The 14,729-nt window shown below is 51.2% G+C and carries 27 protein-coding genes; 10 read left to right on the top strand and 17 right to left on the bottom strand.

Annotated elements, in window-relative coordinates; translation table 11 throughout:
* The 5 genes from ACZ49R_RS01560 (at nucleotide 1) to ACZ49R_RS01540 (ending at nucleotide 3,251) form a co-directional block, all read left to right on the top strand.
* Nucleotides 1-738, top strand: a complete 738-nt coding sequence (locus ACZ49R_RS01560; protein WP_464733458.1) for a DUF92 domain-containing protein — start codon at nucleotides 1-3, stop codon at nucleotides 736-738.
* Between the two features lie 22 nt (nucleotides 739-760).
* Complete coding sequence (locus ACZ49R_RS01555) at nucleotides 761-1,171, top strand: secondary thiamine-phosphate synthase enzyme YjbQ (RefSeq protein WP_464733457.1); 411 nt, start codon at nucleotides 761-763, stop codon at nucleotides 1,169-1,171.
* A 312-nt stretch (nucleotides 1,172-1,483) separates the two neighbouring features.
* Nucleotides 1,484-1,816: a hypothetical protein gene (locus tag ACZ49R_RS01550; RefSeq protein WP_011762945.1), complete on the top strand. Its 333-nt coding sequence runs from the start codon at nucleotides 1,484-1,486 to the stop codon at nucleotides 1,814-1,816.
* On the top strand, nucleotides 1,816-2,670 hold the full coding sequence (locus tag ACZ49R_RS01545) for a thiamine-phosphate kinase (RefSeq protein ID WP_464733456.1): 855 nt from the start codon (nucleotides 1,816-1,818) through the stop codon (nucleotides 2,668-2,670). The genes ACZ49R_RS01550 and ACZ49R_RS01545 overlap by 1 nt, the downstream gene beginning before the upstream one ends.
* A 35-nt stretch (nucleotides 2,671-2,705) precedes the next feature.
* Entirely contained in the window at nucleotides 2,706-3,251 is a 546-nt protein-coding gene (locus tag ACZ49R_RS01540; protein ID WP_464733455.1) for a hypothetical protein, read from the top strand.
* 64 nt (nucleotides 3,252-3,315) lie between these two features.
* Here the strand turns inward: ACZ49R_RS01540 and ACZ49R_RS01535 are convergent, their stop codons facing one another.
* From ACZ49R_RS01535 to ACZ49R_RS01525, 3 genes are all read right to left on the bottom strand, one after another.
* Nucleotides 3,316-3,729 carry a hypothetical protein gene (locus ACZ49R_RS01535; protein ID WP_464733454.1) on the bottom strand — a complete coding sequence of 138 codons (414 nt, stop codon included), beginning with the start codon at nucleotides 3,727-3,729 and terminating at the stop codon, nucleotides 3,316-3,318.
* Nucleotides 3,730-3,772: 43 nt separating this feature from the next.
* Nucleotides 3,773-4,039, bottom strand: coding sequence for a hypothetical protein (locus ACZ49R_RS01530; protein ID WP_464733453.1), 267 nt, complete (start codon nucleotides 4,037-4,039; stop codon nucleotides 3,773-3,775).
* A gap of 106 nt (nucleotides 4,040-4,145) precedes the next feature.
* Nucleotides 4,146-4,490 (bottom strand): hypothetical protein, encoded by a 345-nt coding sequence (locus ACZ49R_RS01525; RefSeq protein WP_464733452.1) that lies wholly within the window; start codon nucleotides 4,488-4,490, stop codon nucleotides 4,146-4,148.
* 298 nt (nucleotides 4,491-4,788) lie between these two features.
* Here ACZ49R_RS01525 and ACZ49R_RS01520 point away from each other — a divergent pair, with 298 nt between their 5' ends.
* Nucleotides 4,789-5,121 carry a hypothetical protein gene (locus tag ACZ49R_RS01520; protein ID WP_464733451.1) on the top strand — a complete coding sequence of 111 codons (333 nt, stop codon included), beginning with the start codon at nucleotides 4,789-4,791 and terminating at the stop codon, nucleotides 5,119-5,121.
* 205 nt (nucleotides 5,122-5,326) lie between these two features.
* Here ACZ49R_RS01520 and ACZ49R_RS01515 read toward each other — a convergent pair whose 3' ends face one another.
* The 8 genes from ACZ49R_RS01515 to ACZ49R_RS01480 form a co-directional block, all read right to left on the bottom strand.
* Entirely contained in the window at nucleotides 5,327-5,668 is a 342-nt protein-coding gene (locus tag ACZ49R_RS01515) for a hypothetical protein (protein ID WP_464733450.1), read from the bottom strand.
* A gap of 85 nt (nucleotides 5,669-5,753) precedes the next feature.
* Entirely contained in the window at nucleotides 5,754-6,149 is a 396-nt protein-coding gene (locus ACZ49R_RS01510) for a hypothetical protein (RefSeq protein WP_464733449.1), read from the bottom strand.
* Nucleotides 6,150-6,241: 92 nt separating this feature from the next.
* Nucleotides 6,242-6,409 (bottom strand): hypothetical protein, encoded by a 168-nt coding sequence (locus ACZ49R_RS01505; RefSeq protein WP_464733448.1) that lies wholly within the window; start codon nucleotides 6,407-6,409, stop codon nucleotides 6,242-6,244.
* A gap of 56 nt (nucleotides 6,410-6,465) precedes the next feature.
* On the bottom strand, nucleotides 6,466-6,786 hold the full coding sequence (locus ACZ49R_RS01500; protein WP_464733447.1) for a hypothetical protein: 321 nt from the start codon (nucleotides 6,784-6,786) through the stop codon (nucleotides 6,466-6,468).
* A gap of 48 nt (nucleotides 6,787-6,834) precedes the next feature.
* Nucleotides 6,835-7,116, bottom strand: a complete 282-nt coding sequence (locus ACZ49R_RS01495) for a hypothetical protein (protein ID WP_464733446.1) — start codon at nucleotides 7,114-7,116, stop codon at nucleotides 6,835-6,837.
* Between the two features lie 30 nt (nucleotides 7,117-7,146).
* Nucleotides 7,147-8,187 (bottom strand): AAA family ATPase, encoded by a 1,041-nt coding sequence (locus ACZ49R_RS01490; protein WP_464733445.1) that lies wholly within the window; start codon nucleotides 8,185-8,187, stop codon nucleotides 7,147-7,149.
* Between the two features lie 32 nt (nucleotides 8,188-8,219).
* Nucleotides 8,220-8,717, bottom strand: coding sequence for a hypothetical protein (locus tag ACZ49R_RS01485; protein WP_464733444.1), 498 nt, complete (start codon nucleotides 8,715-8,717; stop codon nucleotides 8,220-8,222).
* 27 nt (nucleotides 8,718-8,744) lie between these two features.
* On the bottom strand, nucleotides 8,745-9,095 hold the full coding sequence (locus tag ACZ49R_RS01480; protein ID WP_464733443.1) for a hypothetical protein: 351 nt from the start codon (nucleotides 9,093-9,095) through the stop codon (nucleotides 8,745-8,747).
* Between the two features lie 147 nt (nucleotides 9,096-9,242).
* Here ACZ49R_RS01480 and ACZ49R_RS01475 point away from each other — a divergent pair, with 147 nt between their 5' ends.
* The gene (locus tag ACZ49R_RS01475; protein ID WP_464733442.1) at nucleotides 9,243-9,449 is read left to right on the top strand and encodes a hypothetical protein; all 207 of its coding nucleotides are present in this window, start codon (nucleotides 9,243-9,245) and stop codon (nucleotides 9,447-9,449) included.
* A 32-nt stretch (nucleotides 9,450-9,481) separates the two neighbouring features.
* Nucleotides 9,482-10,078 carry a hypothetical protein gene (locus ACZ49R_RS01470; protein ID WP_464733441.1) on the top strand — a complete coding sequence of 199 codons (597 nt, stop codon included), beginning with the start codon at nucleotides 9,482-9,484 and terminating at the stop codon, nucleotides 10,076-10,078.
* A gap of 251 nt (nucleotides 10,079-10,329) precedes the next feature.
* On the opposite strand, the gene ACZ49R_RS01465 is transcribed toward ACZ49R_RS01470, so the two are convergent.
* The 6 genes from ACZ49R_RS01465 to ACZ49R_RS01440 form a co-directional block, all read right to left on the bottom strand.
* Nucleotides 10,330-10,890, bottom strand: a complete 561-nt coding sequence (locus tag ACZ49R_RS01465) for a hypothetical protein (RefSeq protein WP_464733440.1) — start codon at nucleotides 10,888-10,890, stop codon at nucleotides 10,330-10,332.
* A 33-nt stretch (nucleotides 10,891-10,923) separates the two neighbouring features.
* Nucleotides 10,924-11,442, bottom strand: coding sequence for a hypothetical protein (locus ACZ49R_RS01460; protein WP_464733439.1), 519 nt, complete (start codon nucleotides 11,440-11,442; stop codon nucleotides 10,924-10,926).
* Between the two features lie 45 nt (nucleotides 11,443-11,487).
* Entirely contained in the window at nucleotides 11,488-11,835 is a 348-nt protein-coding gene (locus ACZ49R_RS01455) for a hypothetical protein (RefSeq protein WP_464733438.1), read from the bottom strand.
* A gap of 44 nt (nucleotides 11,836-11,879) precedes the next feature.
* Entirely contained in the window at nucleotides 11,880-12,146 is a 267-nt protein-coding gene (locus ACZ49R_RS01450; RefSeq protein WP_464733437.1) for a hypothetical protein, read from the bottom strand.
* 185 nt (nucleotides 12,147-12,331) lie between these two features.
* Nucleotides 12,332-12,559, bottom strand: coding sequence for a hypothetical protein (locus ACZ49R_RS01445; RefSeq protein ID WP_464733436.1), 228 nt, complete (start codon nucleotides 12,557-12,559; stop codon nucleotides 12,332-12,334).
* Nucleotides 12,560-12,847: 288 nt separating this feature from the next.
* The gene (locus ACZ49R_RS01440; RefSeq protein ID WP_464733435.1) at nucleotides 12,848-13,501 is read right to left on the bottom strand and encodes a hypothetical protein; all 654 of its coding nucleotides are present in this window, start codon (nucleotides 13,499-13,501) and stop codon (nucleotides 12,848-12,850) included.
* Between ACZ49R_RS01440 and ACZ49R_RS01435 the strand changes: the two genes are divergently transcribed.
* Nucleotides 13,479-14,219, top strand: a complete 741-nt coding sequence (locus ACZ49R_RS01435; protein ID WP_464733434.1) for a DNA-processing protein DprA — start codon at nucleotides 13,479-13,481, stop codon at nucleotides 14,217-14,219. The genes ACZ49R_RS01440 and ACZ49R_RS01435 overlap by 23 nt on opposite strands.
* A 74-nt stretch (nucleotides 14,220-14,293) precedes the next feature.
* A complete protein-coding gene (locus ACZ49R_RS01430) occupies nucleotides 14,294-14,695 on the top strand; it encodes a hypothetical protein (RefSeq protein WP_464733433.1) in 402 nt (133 codons plus the stop codon).
* Nucleotides 14,696-14,729: the final 34 nt, after the last annotated feature.

Raw genomic sequence — 14,729 nt, 5'->3', positions numbered from 1 at the left:
ATGGATCTCTACATTATTACAGTGCCCTCTGTTGTAATTTTGGCTATTCTGGCATTAAAGAAAGGCTTTCTCACTACAAGAGGCACGCTCTCTGCAATAGCCGTGGGAGTAGCCGTCGCAATAGCTCATATGGGCCTCTTTCTACTGATGGCGGTATTCTTTGTTACATCTTCGCTCCTTACAAAACTCAGGGCCCAGTGGAAGTTGGAAAGGGGTCTCAAAGACGTCTCTGGCCGCTCGCTGAGACAGGTAGTGGGCGTCGGCACGCCAATTGCTATGTTTGCATCTATCTATCTTTTGACAGGCAACGCTAAGTTTTTGGGCGCGGCGGCTGTGGCAGTGGCCATTGCTACTGCAGATACATGGGCAAGCGAGGTCGGCGTGGCATATGGCGGAACGCCGAGGTATATTCTTGCACCGTGGAGACGGGTAGAACCTGGGACTTCTGGCGGCATAACGCTTATAGGCACTATGGCGTCTGTAGCAGGAGCTTTTACTATAGCGGCTCTATCACCCCTCCTTTGGATACCACAGCCGTTTTGGAAAATCGCTCTTTTTGGATATTTAGGCGAGCTCTTAGACAGTATATTAGGCGCAGCTCTCCAGATAAAGTATGTTTGTAATGGCAAAATATTGGAAACTTATGTAACTGGCTGTCGTAAGAAAGGCTTTTTAACAAATGAGAGCGTCAATTTAGTGAGCGGCGTGATGGTTGGCTTTCTCTACGTCATAACTTAAAAACGTAGAGACTCAGAAAGTCGTGAGAGTATACGTAGAGGAGTTTCAAATATCTACTCGGTCAAGAGAGGAGATCGTTGTCATAAGCGAGCAGGTTGAAAAAGCTGTAGAAAAAAGCGGTGTGAAAAACGGCATAGCGTTAATTTACGTGCCTCACGCCACGGCGATTATAACCGCTAATGAAAACGAGCCCAGGCTTAAAGAAGATATTCTTAACAAAGTGAGAGCTTTGTTTCCCCGCGGCGCCGGCTATCGCCACGACGAAATTGACGACAATGCCAACGCCCACTTAGCTAACATTTTCTTGGGATTCCACTTGGTAATGCCCGTGGTAAACGGCGAACTTAGACGTGGGACTTGGCAAGAAATTATGCTTATCGAAATGGATGGGCCCCGTAGACGTAATGTCGTTGTAATAGTCATAGGCGAGTGAGAAATTTAGAACTAGTTTTTCTTCTCTATGTCATGCACACTTGTGTAGAGAGCCCCCTTTTGCGGCTCCCGGCCCTCTCCGGGGGCTGGGGCCCGCGACGCCTTTTGGGCGGCCGCAGGCGAGGGGGCTCGGGTCGTTGGGGGCTGGCTTTGCCCCCTAGTCGCCGGGCCCCAGACCGGGGATGTGGCTCATGAGTACGAAATAGTTACAAAAAGTGTGATGGCCATAGATACAGGTGTTATACAGGATAGAATGTAATACCTGGGGGCAAAGATATTTGGTGGAGTTAAATTTTGGACAGAGTAAATTTCCATGAATCATCGCTTTAATCTATCAGACTTCAAAACAGTCCTTAGAACGGTCTACACAGGGATGCGGAAAATAGTAGGAGAGGCCAGGGGGTCTTGTGTCTCATTTACACCGAGGAAGGTATTAGAATTTGGCGGAATAGATACAACAGCTCCAGTGGCGCTTACCTTAGTAAAACACATACTGGAAAAACTTGTGGAGTCAGGTCTTATGCAGAGGGACGATACAAGAGCTAGAACCCGCTATGTACTGTGTAAAAACTCGCCGCTTTGGCAAAAGTTGAGAGACGAAGATGTTGATACACTGAAGTTATTAGAACAGGTTACAGCCGAATAGTGGATGAGAAGAAATTTCTAAAAGGCCTAATATCAGCTCTTGGACTTGAGGACAACGACGTAGTGTACATTGACGGATGGGCGCTTAAAATCGACGGCTCTGCGGCATCTACTTCAAAACTCCCGTTCCAGACTTGGAGAGACTTCGGTTGGAGAAACGTAGCCGCGGCTTACAGCGATATAAGAGTAAAATATGTAGAGCCTCTCTATATGCTTGTCTCAGTCACAGCCCCCCGCCTCGAGGAAGCCGCGGAGATTATAGAGGGGGCGAGGGAGGCAGCGACGCGTCTCTCTCTGAGATATGTAGGAGGCGATTTAAACCAGGGCGGCGATGTGGTAGTAGACGTCGCGATTATAGGCAGAGCTACCTACAGAATAGGCCGCACGCCTAAGCCAGGCGATATTCTCGTGACAATACCTAAATTTGGCTACACATCTCTAGCCTATAGATACTGGAGGGATGACAATCCTGTTGTAGCTAAGGGTGTGGAAATGTTAAAGAGGCCAGAGCCTCTGTGGCCCCTCCCCCCGCCTGAATGTGTTACAGCTAGTATGGACTCGTCAGATGGCTTAGCCGATGTGCTTTGGACTATGGCAAATGGCGTAGACATAATAGTGGAATCTCTCCCTGTACCAGAGGAGGTATTAAGTTTTGCAAAAGAAAGGGGCCTAGATATTGGCGAATTGGTTTTCAACGGCGGCGAGGAGTTTCTCCCAGTGTTTGCCATAAGGCGAGATTGCGATGTAAAAGAGCCCTATGTCACATTTGCTAAAGTAGCCGAGGGCCGCGGCGTTGTCTGGTGGGACGGTAGAGAGTTGAAGTGGAGAGGTTGGGCGTATTTCCGCACTAGTTAACTACGCTTTAGCGCCTTATAAAGCGCTAGGTATAAGTGTGGTGGCTGATATACTTCTCAATTGTTGTAATCGCGCTGGTGTCTACAGTCGGTGTTTTGTTAGTGTTAACTGAGGCATATTCAAACACATTAGAGGCCTATAGAATTGCAAAATTTGCCCTAGACCAATGGAGCTCTCTTACTTCACGTCTAAACTATACCATATGTCTAGCGGCTGAGTCAAGAGCTAGGGAGGCCGTTGGGACTTTGAACATAAGTAAATATCTAGAGCTTGGCGCATTGTTTGAACAAGCCATGTCTAAGGTAAGAGAGAGGAGTCTCCTCAAGAGGCTAAACTTCAGCTGGGCTTTCTGGGGAGACGTCTTTATGTGGAATGTCACATTTCGTAGATATAGAGCTGGCGGAGTTATAGACTGGTTGAGGCCCTCGGCGCTGATAAATACAGTAAATGCAATAAGGGGGACATCTTTTGACTTGACTACGTCTACGGTCTACGACGTGTTCGGTTTTCAAAGTTTGGCCCATGTCTACATATGGCGCATAGGGGAAAGTCAGAAATACCCTTTCAACTATTTCGACTAACCTGCCTGACAGCGACGACGTCAGGCAGGTGAACCGAGGGAGTAGAAAGTGGTGGGAGATTGCGTTAGAGGTGTGGGTGGGTTAAAAAACGGGTTTGTTTTACGGCGGCTATCGCCGTGAGCACGGCCAACGCCGCGGTGGGTATCGCCAATATGAATCGGACTTGGGGCGGCAACAGCGGCGTGTGTATGATGCCGGCAAGTATCAATACGTTGCTTATGACGGTGATTGCTTTTGTGGCGATGAAGATCAACAACATGGCCAACAAGTGTCTCTCGACGCCGAGTGTCCTCGCCGCCCTTACAATTGCATCGCTTAGGGCAAGTACGGCGGTGGCCATTGCAATGTTGGCCCACACGGCGGCCCACGGACTGTTGACAAACAACGGGTTCACCTCAACAAAGCCTCTAGACAGCGCGATGGCGGCGCCGGCGAGACCCAAGCCCGCCGCCGCGTATATCGCCTTCTTTAGGCGCATGCGCAGAGGGGGCAGGGGGAGAAAAGTGTGGGGAAAAATGGGGTTATTTAGTCCATGTCCACTTTTCGCCGTCCCACCGGTATTTGCCGAGGACGGCGTCGTCAAACGTGCCGTCTTCGCCGACGACAACTTCCGACTTTACGACCTCGTCGGTGAAGACGTCGTAGTACGTGTTTACGCCGCCCCTCGCGTCAACTATAGACAGAGACTCAAACATAATCAGCGAATTGTCTGAAAGCCCCTCCTCCCGCAGAGTCTCGATTAGCTTAATGAACTGCCCCACCGTGAGGTAGTGTTCGGTTCGGCCCATGTCCACACGTGGCGCGGAGGGGGAAAAGCTAGAAACACATTTTCAACTATTTCGATACATCTGGTTGACGGCGTAGTCGTCTCCGTTGGGTCTCGCGGCAACGGCGTTACACCTCACGCGCGGCTCTACAGAGATTACGCCTGTCAAAGTAGACTAGGCCAAGCGTTACAAGGTAAGACACAGTCATAAACAATACACTAATTATATCGCCATAAGGTCTCACCATAATGTAAGCTAGGAACACGAGTGTAGCGCCGTCAAAGCCGCAGTATGCTAGAACTGCATAATACAGCGCCAGGAAAACGGCTGTGTGAAGCAGAAACACGAGCATATCAAACTCACCAGTAAGGACATAATAAGAGAAAAATGAAATTGGAATAATAGGCACTAAAAAATTTGCTATTTTACTAACAGAATGTCTCGCTGTGGGGCGGCGTTCGGTTTGGCCCATGTCTACATGTGACACGGAAGTAAAAAACCAGAAACATCCTTTTATCTATTCCGCTTCACCTGCTTGATGTCGTCGCTGTCAGGCAGGTGAGTCGGGAGAGTTGAAAACGCGTTTCTAGCTTTTCTCTCCCGCCGCATAAAGTGGCATGACCCAAATGGGTTATAGACGGTGCCGCTGTCCGCCTGGCGCTGTCGGTCTATCTGGACAAACACTCTGCGTTCGGCAACTCGCCGCCGAGGTTTGCACAGATAAGAAGTTTAAATCTTGGCAAGGTGGTTTTATATTATGAGTCGGCGTTGTGAACATCGCGTCGGCGTTCATCGGTGCGGCGTTGTACATCTATTCATCGTTCCACCTGTGGGCTAATTTGAAGTATAGGCTAGACGCCTTCTTTGTCACCGCCTTTCCGGCCATCCTCGCTATGTTCTTCGCAATCGCTGTGGAGTTTGTACGTGACGAACGACGTGAACATTTCGCCGAATTAGGGGTAGGGTTTACCGGCGCTCATTTCACCAGTCTAACGATAATCATTACAATTGCGGCTTCGCTACCGCCATACTTTGAATCCATGTTGGTCGGCATGCTTCTGTATATAGTCGGCATGTCGATTTGGCTCCTTATTTCAACGTAACCAGATCGTTTTTTTGGACGCCGAAGTTGCCGAAAATTTGTGAAATTTATCCGTTGAAAAATTGCCGTACAAGAGTTATCTTAAGTTCGCCGGGTATATCCGCTTTTGCAACGCTTCAAATAATGGGTTTTGCCCCTTGGACATAGACAGGCGACCCACTGTGAGGTAGCGGCAGAGTGGGAGGAGAAAAAAATGGGGGTCAATACTACGGCTCCTCCTTTGGCGAACACGTCAACCGTGATACAAAGAGGCCAACCACCGCGGTCGACGCGGCCGCGAGCTTCGCCGCAAAGTAGATCTGCGCCAACGGAAGCTGAATTGCATAGTTGAACACTAAGAAAAGTGACCACAGTATTATGAAGATGTGAAAGGCGTATGCATGGGATATCCCCTTGTAACACTTCAACACCGCAATCGGCGCGCCGACTAGCCACAACGAAAGCAGAAGAGAGAAGAACTCTATTGCGGCGTAGCTCCAGTCATAGAGTGCGATGATGACGCTAGATGCGAAGAACGCTACATATGACGCGGCGAGCCAGACGTTCATGTCCGCATGAGACCGGCAAGAGAAATACTTGAAGAAGAGGTGGAGCCCGGGTTTGCGACAGAAGAAAGCCCGCCGATGGAAAAAACTAAGGTTGATTTAACGCTAGTTGGTCTTTCAGTTCGGCGACGACGCGGTCAAAGTATTCATCAAACGCCGGCGTCAGATAGAAGTTATACTTCATAATAAGACTATACAGCAGTGGATCCAAACACACTTCCGCAACGGCGTGGTAGAGTGTGGGGCCGTCTTGGCACTCTTCCACACGCCCTATGGCAACGTCTCTTGCTCTTTTCATGTTGACAGCAAGGTAGATGTCGTACTCATAATATCCGCAAGATCTGCCCCACCGGCCTCTTCTCACTTTGGTTTTTAACACGACACGATTGACACAATACTCATCTAGGCAACGGTATACGAAAGTATGCGTCAACCCGAAGAGCACGAACCGCGCCATCTGATAATCGCTTATACATTCGCCCATGGGAGGGCGTTGCTCGGTAAAGAAAAGCCAGAGGCACATTTTCAACTACTTCGGCTCACTTGCCCGACGGCGCCATGAGACAAGTGAATGTTTTAACTCCGGCGGAGGGCCCAGAGCGCTCCGAGGGCCGCGGCGGAGAGCGCCGACACCGCCACAAACGCCAAGAGGACTCTCTCAGAGCGTGTGATGGCATAGGCGACGGCCCACACCGCGACTGTGGCGACGGCCATCGCCGCCAGAAACGCGGCCAGAATCCGCATACCACAACTACACAGGCGGGGAGAAATGCGAGAGGGGCGGAAAAAAGGGGGATGTTCTACCGCTCCCCGTCCTCCTCATCCCACTCGTCTTCCTCCTCTTGCTCCCATTCTATCTCGAATGTCTCCCACAACTCCTCTTCCTCCTCCTCGTCCTCCTCTTCTTTCATAGATGGACATTCTTCTTCGCACGAGACGGATAGCGGGAATCCCGGAGCAAACGGATTGGGTATTAGGGCGAAACAACCACTCTCTCTAGTCGTTTCAATGTATACCACATCATCGCTACACCATTCTACATTGACAACTTCTCCTCCTAATTCACGGATCGCGTTCTCAAGCAATTCGCGTTTTTCTATAGGCAATTGTGTTTGGCTCATGTATGCAATTGGGGGCCAAGAGAAAAGAGAGAGTTTTGGTAGCGTGGCCTACTGTGGTGTTTCGGGGGCGCCGCTCTCGGACGGCTTGGCGTATTTCGCGGCCGCCGCCGCTAGCTTCCTGTACTGTTCTATGTCGAAGTCTTGTGGGAGGAGCCCCGCCTTTTTCGCCAACTCTACGGCCTCTGCTGTCTTCCTCCGCTTTAGGTCTTGGAGTATGGGCTCCATGACGCTCCTCACGTGTTTGTTGCAGAGGGGGCAGTGGAAGGACAAGCGTCTCCGCGCGGCGATGGCGGCGCGGTTTCTGAGGGCGGCTAGAAGCGGGGGCTCCAACTGTTGCAATTAGGACGCCGAAAAAATCCCCTATTTTCTTAGATCCCACTCCAACTCCAACGCCCTCCAAGCCTCGTCGAGCGTGTACTCTTCGGTGTGGAGCGCCCCGCGGTCAAGGGCGAGCCTAAAGAGCTTGAGGTTTTTCGCCCCCACCTTACGAGCTTCTTCTATCATCATCTTGATGAGCTCTAGGCTGTGTGTTGTGACGAAGATCTGGTTGCCGCGGTCGATGTGGGATCTCAAGATGGCGTTTGCGGCGATCCTCATGAGGTTGGGGTGGACGTGTAGCTCGGGCTCCTCCAACAACACCACACCACCGCTTGGCGTTAAGGCTTGGATCAAGAGCGTGAGCGCGTATCTTACGCCGTCGCCGGCTACGTAGATGGGGACTGAAGCGTTTTCGAAAACCAGGTGGAGCACCCACCTGCCGTGGATGTAGAGCGGCACAACGTCGCTGAGGTCCTTGTACTGGGAGCGCAACGCTTTGACTACCGACTCCTTGGCCGCCGCGCCCGCTTTGGCCACCATCCTGGAGTAGGCCTCCTCGGGCGAGCCATATTGATAGACGCTGTTCCAGTCGACAAATACCGCCTCATAAATCGGCCTAGGCCATTCTTGAGGGAAGATGTAGTGAAACTTGCCGTCTTCGTCCATATAGAGTGATGCCTTTACACCTCCTACGGTCTCCAGGTCAAGGGCGATGAGTTTTTCCACGTGTAGCCCTCTTTCTCTAAGCACTGGGATTGCACCGGCGCTAGGCATATCTGGCTTGATTTTGATCCCTGTCTTATTTCCATCTTTTAGCGTTGCAGATATGTGTATCTCTCTCTGCCCGTGGTAAAACAGCGCCTCTGCCGAGGCCAGGCCGAACCAACCGCGCCTCTTCACGACGTAGGCCAGCCCCTCATCTGGCTTGAGAGCTATGTAGAGCGCCTCTAAAATCGAGGATTTTCCAGTGCCGTTTCTGCCAACGAAGATGTTGACCGCGGCGAAGTCTTTTATGCTACCTTCCCTAACGCCGCGGAAGTTCTTGACCTCCAACCGGACGACCGGCGCCTCTCTGACGTACATGACATGAGGAGAGGCGGGGAGAAAAAAGGATGTTAAAGGTATATCTCCTCCCACTCCTCTCTGTCGAGGTACTGGCCAGCGTCGACCTCTTCCTCTCTCCACTGTCCATTGTCGTATATGTACAACCGCTCTGGCCGCGACGCGTCTGGGTGGGGCCAGAATTCTGCCCTGAGGAACTGGGGATAAACAGATATATCGACAACATGTTTGCCGTGGCGGAAGGAGATTATTGGGATAAAGTAGTAACTTACCCAAACCGACTTCGGCATGCCGAACATGCCGAAGAAATTGTCTAGCGCAACGCCCAACCTCCCCAACAAGTACCCCCTACGGTCTCTCACATAGAGCGAAAAGAAGTAGCCATTGGCGTTGACGATCTGGCGGAGCGGCATGGCGTCGAGGTCGCGCTTGTGGACAAAGAGAAATCCCCACCCGTGTGGCATTGGCACGAAGCGGTGTGCAATAAGTCTTCTGACGTCTGTCAGCGATATAATAAACGCAATCCTATCTCTTTCTTTGACTGGGCGCATGTCAAGATGGAATGGGAAAGAAAAAAACTAGATCGGTTTAACGAGGTAGAGGTCGCCGACTTTGGTTGCGCTGTAGACGGCGTCGAAGTATGTTGGATCAATACAAAAGTATCTATCTTGGTCAACACAGAGGAGTCTCCTCTCGCCACAGAAGATGTTAGAGTAGTCATCGCCGTCGTAGTCGTAGACACATTTGGCGATGTTTAGGTCGAGTTGTCTTGTTGGTTGTAAGGGTCGCAACAAAGCGGCCGCGACAGGCGAGTAGTTGTAGGCAACGTCAAGAGCGCCAACTTGGAGGAGCCTCAGGGGCTTCAACAAAACCAAACCGTTTTTTCTAACGAAGTCCCAGAACTCCCTTCTCTCCATTATTTGGATCATGCCACTTTACGCGGCGGGAGAGAAAAGCCAGTAGACACGCTTTCAACTCCTCCGCTTCACCTGCCTGACAGCGTCGCTGTCAGGCAGGTGAGTCGAAAGAGTGGAAAGGGGAACCCTAGCTTTTCGCCACGCCAGTGGGAGAAAGACATGTATGACGTTGAAATAACGGAGAGAGAGTTTTTCGAGGCAGAAGAGTGGGCGATTAAACACAACGAGCCGTTCGTCGCCTACGTCTATTTGTGTGCCCGTTACCACTACTGTCCACCGTTTGTGAGAGACGTCATATCACAACTCCGCGACCGCATACTCTATCTGTTGCCCTACGGCGCCGACGTCTCTGTCCTCTTCCAATAACCTTCCTTTTTTCCCCTTTCTCTCTCCTCGCTATGGGCCGAATAAAACAATTAGTAGAGGACGTCAAATCATATGTTGCTAGCGGCGTCACGTCTGTGTGGTGGTTGAGACGTAGGTACGGGCTGAGCTACACGCAAGTGCGGTACCTCTTGTTGCAATATCGCTTCCCACGTGCGGTTATTGCCAACGTTGGTTTCGTAACATCCTCTCTAGTGCCAAACAGGGAAGATCCTCTGGTGTCCGCCATATACGTTGTCCTCAGAGAATTGCACAGGGAGAGTTTGTACTCCCGGTGGCCCCTCAGAGTGACCAAACGGCGCGTAGCGTCTCTCATTGAGGCTTATGGCTATCGCAACGTCGAGACTATGGCGTGTAGGGTAATCTACAACATTTTATCACGTTATGGCACCAGAAAAGATAGAGTGATTATCGTTCGCGACATGCCAGATGCCGATAGTGTATTTGCCGAAATATTTGAGACCAATAGAAGGGTCGCAAAATTGATAAAAAAGTTGAAAATGGGAAGGGAAAAGCCGATATTCATCAATAAGAGAGTGCTTATACAATTGGCTGAGAAGTACGGCGTGGCGCCAGAGACGTTGTTGCGCATACTCTCGGCATTGGCATAACAATAACCCTCTTTTTCAATCACAAGAAAAAGGGGGTTATGTAGGAATGATCGTTACGACATCGGGTTTACGATAACACACTACAGCGTTTGATTTTGGTTGGCACATAAATCCTAAGTCTCTAAGCTCCTCTACAATTATGGGGATGACTGAAACATCAAATGGTAATTTGAATTCTCTAGACCCCCAAACCACTTGGATCATATGATTAGACGACAACGGATAAGAAAAGCGAGGGGGAAAAAGGGGGGTTATTCTACGCGCGGCGCCACGTAGTAGTGGAATGTCCAACCATTGGGCAAGCGTGACTGTAGCAAAAGTACTGGGCCGTACACTATCGTGTAGACTAAGTTCGGCAGATCTCGGAACTTCATGGCATCAAAGCTTGCGTCTACATTTGCATCTCTAACTATAATGCCGAGTTTTCTGATCTCAGTAAGTCTTATTGCGTCATCGTACTCTTTTTCCTTCTTTCTCGCCAGTTCGGCTAGGCGTCGCCCCGCTACGCCTCTGACTACGACATGTTCTTCCATCTTGATTTGCGGTAGCCCCTCTCCTGGCCTATTAATCACAATTTTGTGTCCATTTTTCGTCATTATTAATGTCCCATTCTCAATTTTCCAACTGGCTTTAACAAACAGAGCGAATTCAAGCGGATATAACAAGACCCTAGCCGTATTGTCCAACTCGGTAGTGTTGAAGTAACGCGCAAGCGAAACTCTGTCGTTGGAGAGACACTCGACAATGTTGTGACCTACGAGAATCTCGTCGCATTCACTAGTAATCTTTTTTGCAATCTCGGTTGGGATCATGGAAGAGGAGGGCGGCGGGCTGAAAAAAGAGGGTTATTCATCAGGCGGCGGGAACCAGGGCAATTCGGTTATTTTTAACGGATTGTCCTTTGGAATGAGGAGCAGTCTCCTCTGTCCCTTTCCGTTGACTATCTTGCCGATTACGTCCTCTTTGTTTGCAACATATACATAATTGCCGTATGGCTTCAACACATAAACGTCTTCGGGCGTCGTAACCATCACTCTCCCAAATAGCCCATTGATGGATAGGTCAATTGCTTGGCTGACCTCTTCCCAGAGTCTTTCATCCTTTAGGACTGTTTCAACAATTTGGTTGTAGTCTTTCTTTAGCCGCTCCATAAAGTAGTGAAATACCTCTGACGCCGCGTTAAAGAGCCAACCGTAATAGTGGCTCCTTACAGAACGAAAGTACATTTCGACGTCTTTGACCTTGAGCTCTTCGGAGTATTGCAATTGCACTTCGGGAAATTGGCAATGGTATATTATGTTGCCGGAGACACAGAGATGCAATCTCCACACCAGATCTGCGACTTGCAATATTTTGGGTTCCATATGGCCGTATTGCCACATGGTGAAAAACGAGGAAAAAAAAAGGGGTTATTTGAGGAGGTGGCGGATGTGGAAGTCGACGAGGTCGTCGAGTGTACTCTCGGCGAGGGGCCAGAGCTCTTGTGGAATCCTCTGTTCGCGCCACTTCTCTATAAACACTTTCTTGTTAAACAGAGACAAGAACTTCTTAACTACATCGTCGACAGAGCTGATGAGGGGATCGTTAAACGCGAAGAATTTCAGTTCTCTCATTATATTGGCCGAGAAGTCTAACATAATGGAGTTGACGTAGTACGCCCCAACATCTTTCTGAATATAAGTAAAGATGATTTTGCCATTACACTTCGCAACAAACGATCTACTCCAGTTGCCTATTCCAATTGATGTTTCGCACATGGGTGGTTTAGTGTGGTGGGGCGAAAAGCGAGGGGAAAAGGGGGTTAGTTCAGAAGGGGAAGGATACTATCCACGATCTTGTCAACAATCTCGTCAAAATAATGTCTCTCCAATTCTTGAAGTAACCATTGTGGATTCAACTTCAACTCAACTATAACGCCGTTTCTAATAGCTTTCAATGTTTTGTGCTTGAAATCGATAATCAGAGATTTTTTCGCAATCCCGACATGTGTAGCAACAATAATATCGCCACAATTTACCAAATAGTCTACGGTGGCATCTTCGTTAACTCTGACAACTCTTTCGCACATGGGCAGAGCCGTACAAAGTGGAGAAATGTGAGAGAGGGGGCCCGAGGGCCCCCTAAGAGGGGCACACGCCCCTCTTGCGTCCCCCTTTTTTCGGCGTGCCCCGGGGGACTTGGGGCATGTTCTGTGGGCGCCGCGGACGTGGGGGCTCCCATCTCTGGAGCCCCGTACTACAGTAATTTATGGGGTTAAAAACTTGCTAGAAAGAGTATTCTCTTGGGGTCATGCATGGCATAGTGGTAGAGAGGCGAATCGGGGCAGACTCTGTAGTGTGATCCGAAGCGCTCGACAAGCCCTAGTCTGGCCAACCTCTCGAGGAGCTCCCTGGTTTGCGCACCAAACTGCATTGGGTGTATAATGACGCAACCATTATGGTGCCGCCTGATGTAGTCTATGATCTCTATCATTGGCTCCATGTAGGTCATTTTCTCATCTCTTAAATACTTGTTTAGATTGCGCCTAACTAGCAACCTCATTCAACTATCTCGACTCACCTGCCTGATGTCGTCGCTGTCAGGCAGGTGAATGTTTCAACTATCTGGATTGACACTCGATCCCCCTCATCCACTCCCTCAAGAAGATCGGCAGTGACTCGCTTGTGGCCTGCCACCTCCCTCCCATTACCCGCTTCAACCACGTGGTGGCGGCGCGTCTGTACGCTAATGTGTCAAAGCTACGGATGTAGCGGCACATGCCCAGACGGATTAGGTGGAGTAGCGCCCTTTGGCGGGGCCCAACACGTGGTACTGCTCCCGGGCGTTGGCGAGCATGGCGGCGGCCACCGCGCGGGCGCATGTGAGGGGGTCGCGGGCGCAGTCAACCACCGCGCCGCGGTAGGCGATTCGTCTGAGCGGCATGGCATAGACGTCTGCCCCCACATCGGGGCACTCCAGCCCCTGGCATACATACACCACGCCGGCGCCGAGGGCCCTCAGTCTCGGCGCCCACCTCTCGAAGCTCTCCCTAGTGGCGCGGGCGTCGCCCGGCACGTCCGGCGACACCGCCAAAACCTCCCCAGACGCCCTCTCCACGACCCTCCTTACGAACTCCAGATACTTGTCGCCGACGCCGTTGAAGAGGTTCTTGAAGCCCACGTCGACGAGGATCCTCCCCGCGTGGGGGACGTAGCGCCAAGTGCAATGCGACATGGTGCAGAGCAAGCCGTAGCCGTCAGACGGCGGCTCCCCGACGTAGACAATCACGACAATATTTGTGTTGTGACAAGAAAACCCTGATTTTTCGCCTTTGGCGCTTGTGATTTTTATGAGCGCGCTCCTCCACGGCGCTTGGTCGAAGTGGGATAGGATAAGACACCTCGTGTATAGGGAGTTGGGCGTGCATGACGACGGAGAGCTCATCAGGAGGTTCGTGGACGTGGACAACTGCCGGCCGGTGGACGTGGACGCTTTGGCGTCTGTGTTGCGCAAGTTCGCCGAGCCGGCCGACCCCGGGGTCTTCGCCACGCCCTTCTTCGACCCGCGCTACCCCTGCGAGCTCCTGCGGTACCCCGCCTATGGAGACGTGCTCTACCCGCCCCTCATGCTCTACTGGAGCCGGGAGTTTGACGCCAACGCGCGGCCGGCGGTGGCGGTGGTCGGGACGCGGAGGTGCTCCGAGGAGGGCAGAAAGACGGCGAGAGAGCTCGGCAGAGCTCTGGCGTTTAGGGGCTACGTCGTTGTGACCGGGCTCGCCGAGTGTATAGACGCCGAGGCGGCGCGTGGCGCCTTAGATGCCGGTGGGGTCGTCATAGGCGTGAGGCCGTGGTTGCGACCGCTCACGCTCCCCAAGGAGTCGACACCGCTTGCAAAAAGAGTCGTAATCGTCAGCGAGCGGTTGGAGAAGCCGGCGGGAGATGTGAGGCGGCTCTACTTCTTCCGCAACAGGATCATAGCGGGGATAGCCAAGGCGGTGGTGGTCGTAGAGACGCGGCAGGCCGGCGGGACTACACACATGCTCAAGCTGGCGGTGGGGCGTCCTGTGTACGTCTTCCCCCACGGCGCGTATTCACAGTTTGTACATGCCGGAGCCGTCCTCGTCAGAGACGTCTCAGAGCTCCTAGACTATATGTCTGTCTAGCGTCACTCACAACGCTTTTTTCGCTTTACGAACATAGATAGTAATGCTTATATTATTTTGTGTTTCATTTTTACATGAGACCATGCATGTTAGATGTTGACGATGGTGAAGTATATGTTACATGTTGTTCCCACTCTGAACAAATCAGTTATGAGTTGTCTCAAAAACTCGCCAAACTAGCACAGAAGTACGGATTAGTAGTTATGCAACCGCGCGCCGGGTATTCTTCGTACGAACCGGTGGAGTGGCGCGACGTCCACCTCTGCTTCTTCATGTTGCCCGTACACCCGTACCTCACCCGTCAACGTGACACCCTTACGCTTCCTCTGTCGTACTATGCCTTTCTCTACCATGCAATTACGGCCGGCTTGCTCGATCGGCAGAGTGTAAAAGAGGTGCTTGAATGGCTCGAAGAGGTTGGCGTAACACATCCACCACTTGTATACGACTTGTTGGGCGTCTCCCTAATAAACTAACCCATTTTTAGTCTGTTCCTCTTTCTTTCAATTC

Source organism: Pyrobaculum organotrophum, from assembly GCF_055384425.1.
Note: the sequence above shows the minus strand (reverse complement) of the source record. Positions and strands in the feature narration are given on the sequence as shown.